This is a genomic window from Oerskovia sp. NPDC060287 (assembly GCF_042726775.1).
Taxonomy (GTDB): Bacteria; Actinomycetota; Actinomycetes; order Actinomycetales; family Cellulomonadaceae; genus Oerskovia; species Oerskovia merdavium.
In genome coordinates, this window is record NZ_JBHXBO010000314.1 from 1 (window position 1) to 3,946 (window position 3,946).

The window sequence follows — 3,946 nt, forward strand, 5'->3', positions numbered from 1 at the left end:
CACCCGTGGGTGCGGTCCCTTCGTCGTAGCAGGCGGGCCGGGCAGTGCCCAGCAGCGCGGCTCAGCCGGACTTGCGGCGGAACGTGCGCTGCACGGGTCCGACGGTCTCCGAACCGTGGACGGTGCCCGTGTTCGAGCCCCCGTCCGCGGTGCGGTGGCTCGCGGCGTTCTTGCGGTCCAGCGCCTCGCGGAACTTCGCCTTCGCGTCCTCGCTGGGCGTGGTCGCTGGTGTCTCGTCCTTCGACGTCGTCATCGGCGGGCCTCCTTGCTCTCGGTGGAACGGGTACGCCTGAGGGCGCTCCCCTGCCCCCCAGCCTGGCGTACGCCGATCGGTAACGCCAGCGAATACGACCGGGTACGGTCGAGACATGTCGCACAAAACACCGGAGAGCACCGATGGCATGAGGTTCCGGCCAGCCGGCAGGTCAGGGCTGAGCCTGCCTGCCCTGTCGCTCGGACTGTGGCAGAACTTCGGGGACTCCACGCCGTACGCCGTGCAGCGCGAGCTCGTGCTGCACGCCTACGAGCGAGGGGTCGTCCACTTCGACCTCGCGAACAACTACGGCCCACCTCCGGGATCGGCCGAGGCCGGGTTCGGTCGCGTGCTCGCGAGCGACCTGCGCGGACACCGCGACGAGCTCCTCCTCTCGACCAAGGCCGGCTACCGCATGGGACCTGGCCCCTACGGCGAGGGTGGGTCGCGCAAGTACCTGCTGTCCTCGCTCGACGCCTCGCTGCGGCGCCTGGGGGTCGAGCACGTGGACGTGTTCTACTCCCACCGGTTCGACCCGACGACCCCCCTGACCGAGACGATCGGCGCCCTCGCCACGGCCGTGACCTCGGGACGCGCCCGGTACGCCGCGATCTCGTCCTACTCGGCCCGCCGTACCGCGCAGGCGCTCGAGATCGCCGCGGACCTGGGCCTGCCGCTGGTCCTGCACCAGCCGTCCTACTCGATCCTGAACCGCTGGATCGAGGAACCGGGGACCGACGGAAGGACCCTGCTCGACGTCGCCGGTGACTCAGGGACAGGTCTCGTCGTCTTCTCACCCCTGGCCCAGGGCATGCTGACCGACCGCTACCTCGACGGGGTGCCCGACGACTCCCGCGCGGCTCGCGGCGTCTCGCTCCGTCCCGAGTTCCTCTCGCCGGAGAACCTCGCCCGGGTCCGCGCGCTCCACGAGATCGCGTCGGGTCGCGGCGAGTCCCTGCCACAGATGGCGCTCGCCTGGACTCTCCGCGACCCGCGGGTGACGTCGGTCCTGGTGGGCGCGCGCACCACCGCCCAGCTCGACGAGAACCTGCGCGCGCTCGAGGCTGCCCCGTTCTCCCCCGCCGAGCTCGCGGCGATCGACGCCGTGTCGCTCGAGACGGCCCCGGACGGCACGTCGCGTCCGCTCGACACCGGCATCAACATCTGGGCCGATCGGTCGAGCAGGCTCTGAGCACCGACCGGCCGCTGCGGACTGCGCCTACCCCCGCCCGACGCGGTTCACACCCCGACGGGACGCGGCTCGCCCGGCAACGGGTCCGCGCGGCCACCTGGTCACGCCAGGTGCGAAGCCCCTCCCGCGGGTGCGGGGTCCTCCTGCGCATGGTCGACGGTCCCGGAGCCGTCGAGCTCACGCACCGCGTCCTCCCGAGCCTCACGCTCGGCGCGCAACGAGTTGATCGCGGCCTCGAAGTCCTCGAGCGAGTCGAAGGCCTGGTAGACGCTCGCGAAGCGCAGGTAGGCGACCTCGTCGAGCTCGCGCAGCGGGCCGAGGATCGCCAGGCCGATCTCGTAGGCGTCGAGCTCGGCGCTGCCTCCGGCCCGCAGCGACTCCTCGACGCGCTGGGCCAGCACCGCGAGATCATCCTCGTTGACCGGTCGCCCCTGGCAGGCCTTGCGCACGCCGGTGACGATCTTCTCCCGGCTGAACGGCTCGGTCACTCCCGAACGCTTGACCACGGACAGGCTCGCGGTCTCGATCGTGGTGAAGCGCCGGTTGCACGCAGGGCACTGGCGGCGACGACGGATCGATGCGCCGTCGTCGGAGGTCCGTGAGTCGACGACCCGAGAGTCCGCGTGCCGGCAGAACGGACAGTGCATGGGAAAGGTCTCCTGTGCTGGTCGGCCTGGCTCCGGAGCGGCCGCTCCGAAGGTGCGCCCCGAACGTACGTCGCCCGCTCGGCGACATGCAAGGCGCCTCGCGCCGGGCATCGGTCACAAACGGAGAACGGAGGTGGCCGAGAACCGGCCACCTCCGTCGGGACGCCCCCGTCCCCATCTCACGCCCGCGACTCGCCTCGCGGACGTCGACGCAACTGCGGAGACGCAGCGATGCGCGTCTCCTCCTCACCGACCGACCCCCCAGCCGGGTTGGTGAGGCAGTACTAACTTAGGGGAACCTAAGGGCAGTGCGCAACCCCTGCTCCAGGAGCAAGACGCCGGGACACGGCCGGACCAGGCGCGACTCGCGCCGCCCCGGCCCCTCGGGGTGACACGTCACCCCTCGTCCACAGGGAGCAGCAGCTGCTGCCCGACCTGAAGACTGGTCGAGGAGAGCCCGTTGAGGGCCATCAGCTCGTCCACGAGGTCACGCACGTCGCGATCTCCCCCGGCGAGAGCCGCAGCGTGCTGCCAGAGCGTCTCGCCGGCCTCGACCGCGTGCACCGTGACCTCGCGCGGCTCGCCGGGTCCCGAGGCGAAGGCCTTCCCGCCCCACAGCACGACGAGCGCCATGAACCCGAGGACGAGCGCCGTCAGGACGACCCGACCGCGCCGCGTCAGGCGGAGGGGGCGTTCCGACGCCGACTCCTGACGCCGTGCCGCACGCCACTCGTCGATCGACACCACTGCGCTCATGTCCACTCCTTCGCCAGGGGTGCCCGAACCGCCTTCCCCGGTCGCTTCGAACACCTGTACGTCGAACACCTGTACGATTTCTATCACCGACGGCGCGCGTTGTCGAGACATGCTCGAACATGTGTTTGATTCGTGTCGCGCGGTGACCTACGCTGGACCTGTACCGGTCGTCCGATATGTCGGGCCCCTTCGGGGCGCGCGCAGGCGACCGGGAGCTCTTCGAGGAGACGGTGCCGCGCGCGGCGCTCTTTCCGCAGGACAAGGACCGGAACGGCCGAGCAGGGCGGAGACGACGATGGCGGGACGGGTGGCCGACACCACGGGCAGGCTCGCGAAGGTGCACGAGCTCCCCGACCCTGCGACGGGCGGGGACGGGCTCACGGCACGCCAGCGCCTGGTCCTCGAGACGATCCGGGCGTCGGTCGAGCAGCGCGGCTACCCGCCGAGCATGCGCGAGATCGGCGAGGCCGTCGGCCTGACCAGCCCGTCGAGCGTCAAGCACCAGCTGACGACGCTCGAGCGCAAGGGCTACCTGCGCCGCGACCCCAACCGGCCCCGCGCCATCGAGGTCGTCCAGACCGACGACTCGCGCGGGATCCGCGCTCTGCCCGGCAGCGGCTTCCCGCGCGTGGAGGGCGTGGACCCGGCCGAGGACTCCCCCGAGCGTCCCACCCCGTCGTACGTCCCCGTCGTGGGGCGCATCGCGGCCGGTGGTCCCATCCTCGCCGAGCAGGTCGTCGAGGACGTGTTCCCGCTGCCCCGTCAGCTCGTGGGCGACGGTGAGCTCTTCCTGCTGCGCGTGTCGGGCGACTCCATGATCGACGCGGCGATCTGCGACGGCGACTGGGTCGTCGTCCGCCGCCAGCCCGTCGCGGAGAACGGCGAGATCGTCGCCGCCATGATCGACGGCGAGGCGACCGTCAAGACGTTCAAGCGCATCGACGGGCACGTCTGGCTCATGCCGCACAACGAGGCGTACCGACCGCTGTCGGGCGACGACGCCCAGGTGCTCGGCCGCGTGGTCTCGGTCCTGCGCAGTCTCTGACCTGCCCCCTCAGCACCCTGCTCCTGCCTGACGAAGGGGACGGCCGCACCGGC

General features: G+C 71.4%; 5 protein-coding genes. 2 read left to right on the forward strand and 3 right to left on the reverse strand.

Annotation, left to right across the window (positions count from 1 at the left end; translation table 11 throughout):
* Positions 1–61: 61 nt before the first annotated feature.
* Positions 62–253, reverse strand: a complete 192-nt coding sequence (locus ACFWFR_RS18060) for a DUF5302 domain-containing protein (protein ID WP_056648816.1) — start codon at positions 251–253, stop codon at positions 62–64.
* Between the two features lie 148 nt (positions 254–401).
* On the opposite strand from ACFWFR_RS18060, the gene ACFWFR_RS18065 reads away from it, so the two are divergent.
* Positions 402–1,445 (forward strand): aldo/keto reductase, encoded by a 1,044-nt coding sequence (locus ACFWFR_RS18065; RefSeq protein WP_377616591.1) that lies wholly within the window; start codon positions 402–404, stop codon positions 1,443–1,445.
* 101 nt (positions 1,446–1,546) lie between these two features.
* Here the strand turns inward: ACFWFR_RS18065 and nrdR are convergent, their stop codons facing one another.
* Positions 1,547–2,092 carry a transcriptional regulator NrdR gene (gene nrdR / locus ACFWFR_RS18070; protein WP_191803982.1) on the reverse strand — a complete coding sequence of 182 codons (546 nt, stop codon included), beginning with the start codon at positions 2,090–2,092 and terminating at the stop codon, positions 1,547–1,549.
* 396 nt (positions 2,093–2,488) lie between these two features.
* Positions 2,489–2,848 carry a LysM peptidoglycan-binding domain-containing protein gene (locus tag ACFWFR_RS18075; protein WP_191803980.1) on the reverse strand — a complete coding sequence of 120 codons (360 nt, stop codon included), beginning with the start codon at positions 2,846–2,848 and terminating at the stop codon, positions 2,489–2,491.
* 295 nt (positions 2,849–3,143) lie between these two features.
* On the opposite strand from ACFWFR_RS18075, the gene lexA reads away from it, so the two are divergent.
* Positions 3,144–3,893 carry a transcriptional repressor LexA gene (lexA, locus tag ACFWFR_RS18080; RefSeq protein WP_191803978.1) on the forward strand — a complete coding sequence of 250 codons (750 nt, stop codon included), beginning with the start codon at positions 3,144–3,146 and terminating at the stop codon, positions 3,891–3,893.
* Positions 3,894–3,946: the final 53 nt, after the last annotated feature.

Excerpts from the sequence above, each read along its gene's own strand:
- lexA (WP_191803978.1), top strand. The coding sequence starts at position 3,144 with ATGGCGGGACGGGTGGCCGACACCACGGGCAGGCTCGCGAAGGTGCAC.
- ACFWFR_RS18075 (WP_191803980.1), bottom strand. The coding sequence starts at position 2,848 with ATGAGCGCAGTGGTGTCGATCGACGAGTGGCGTGCGGCACGGCGTCAG.
- ACFWFR_RS18065 (WP_377616591.1), top strand. The coding sequence starts at position 402 with ATGAGGTTCCGGCCAGCCGGCAGGTCAGGGCTGAGCCTGCCTGCCCTG.
- ACFWFR_RS18060 (WP_056648816.1), bottom strand. The coding sequence starts at position 253 with ATGACGACGTCGAAGGACGAGACACCAGCGACCACGCCCAGCGAGGAC.
- nrdR (WP_191803982.1), bottom strand. The coding sequence starts at position 2,092 with ATGCACTGTCCGTTCTGCCGGCACGCGGACTCTCGGGTCGTCGACTCA.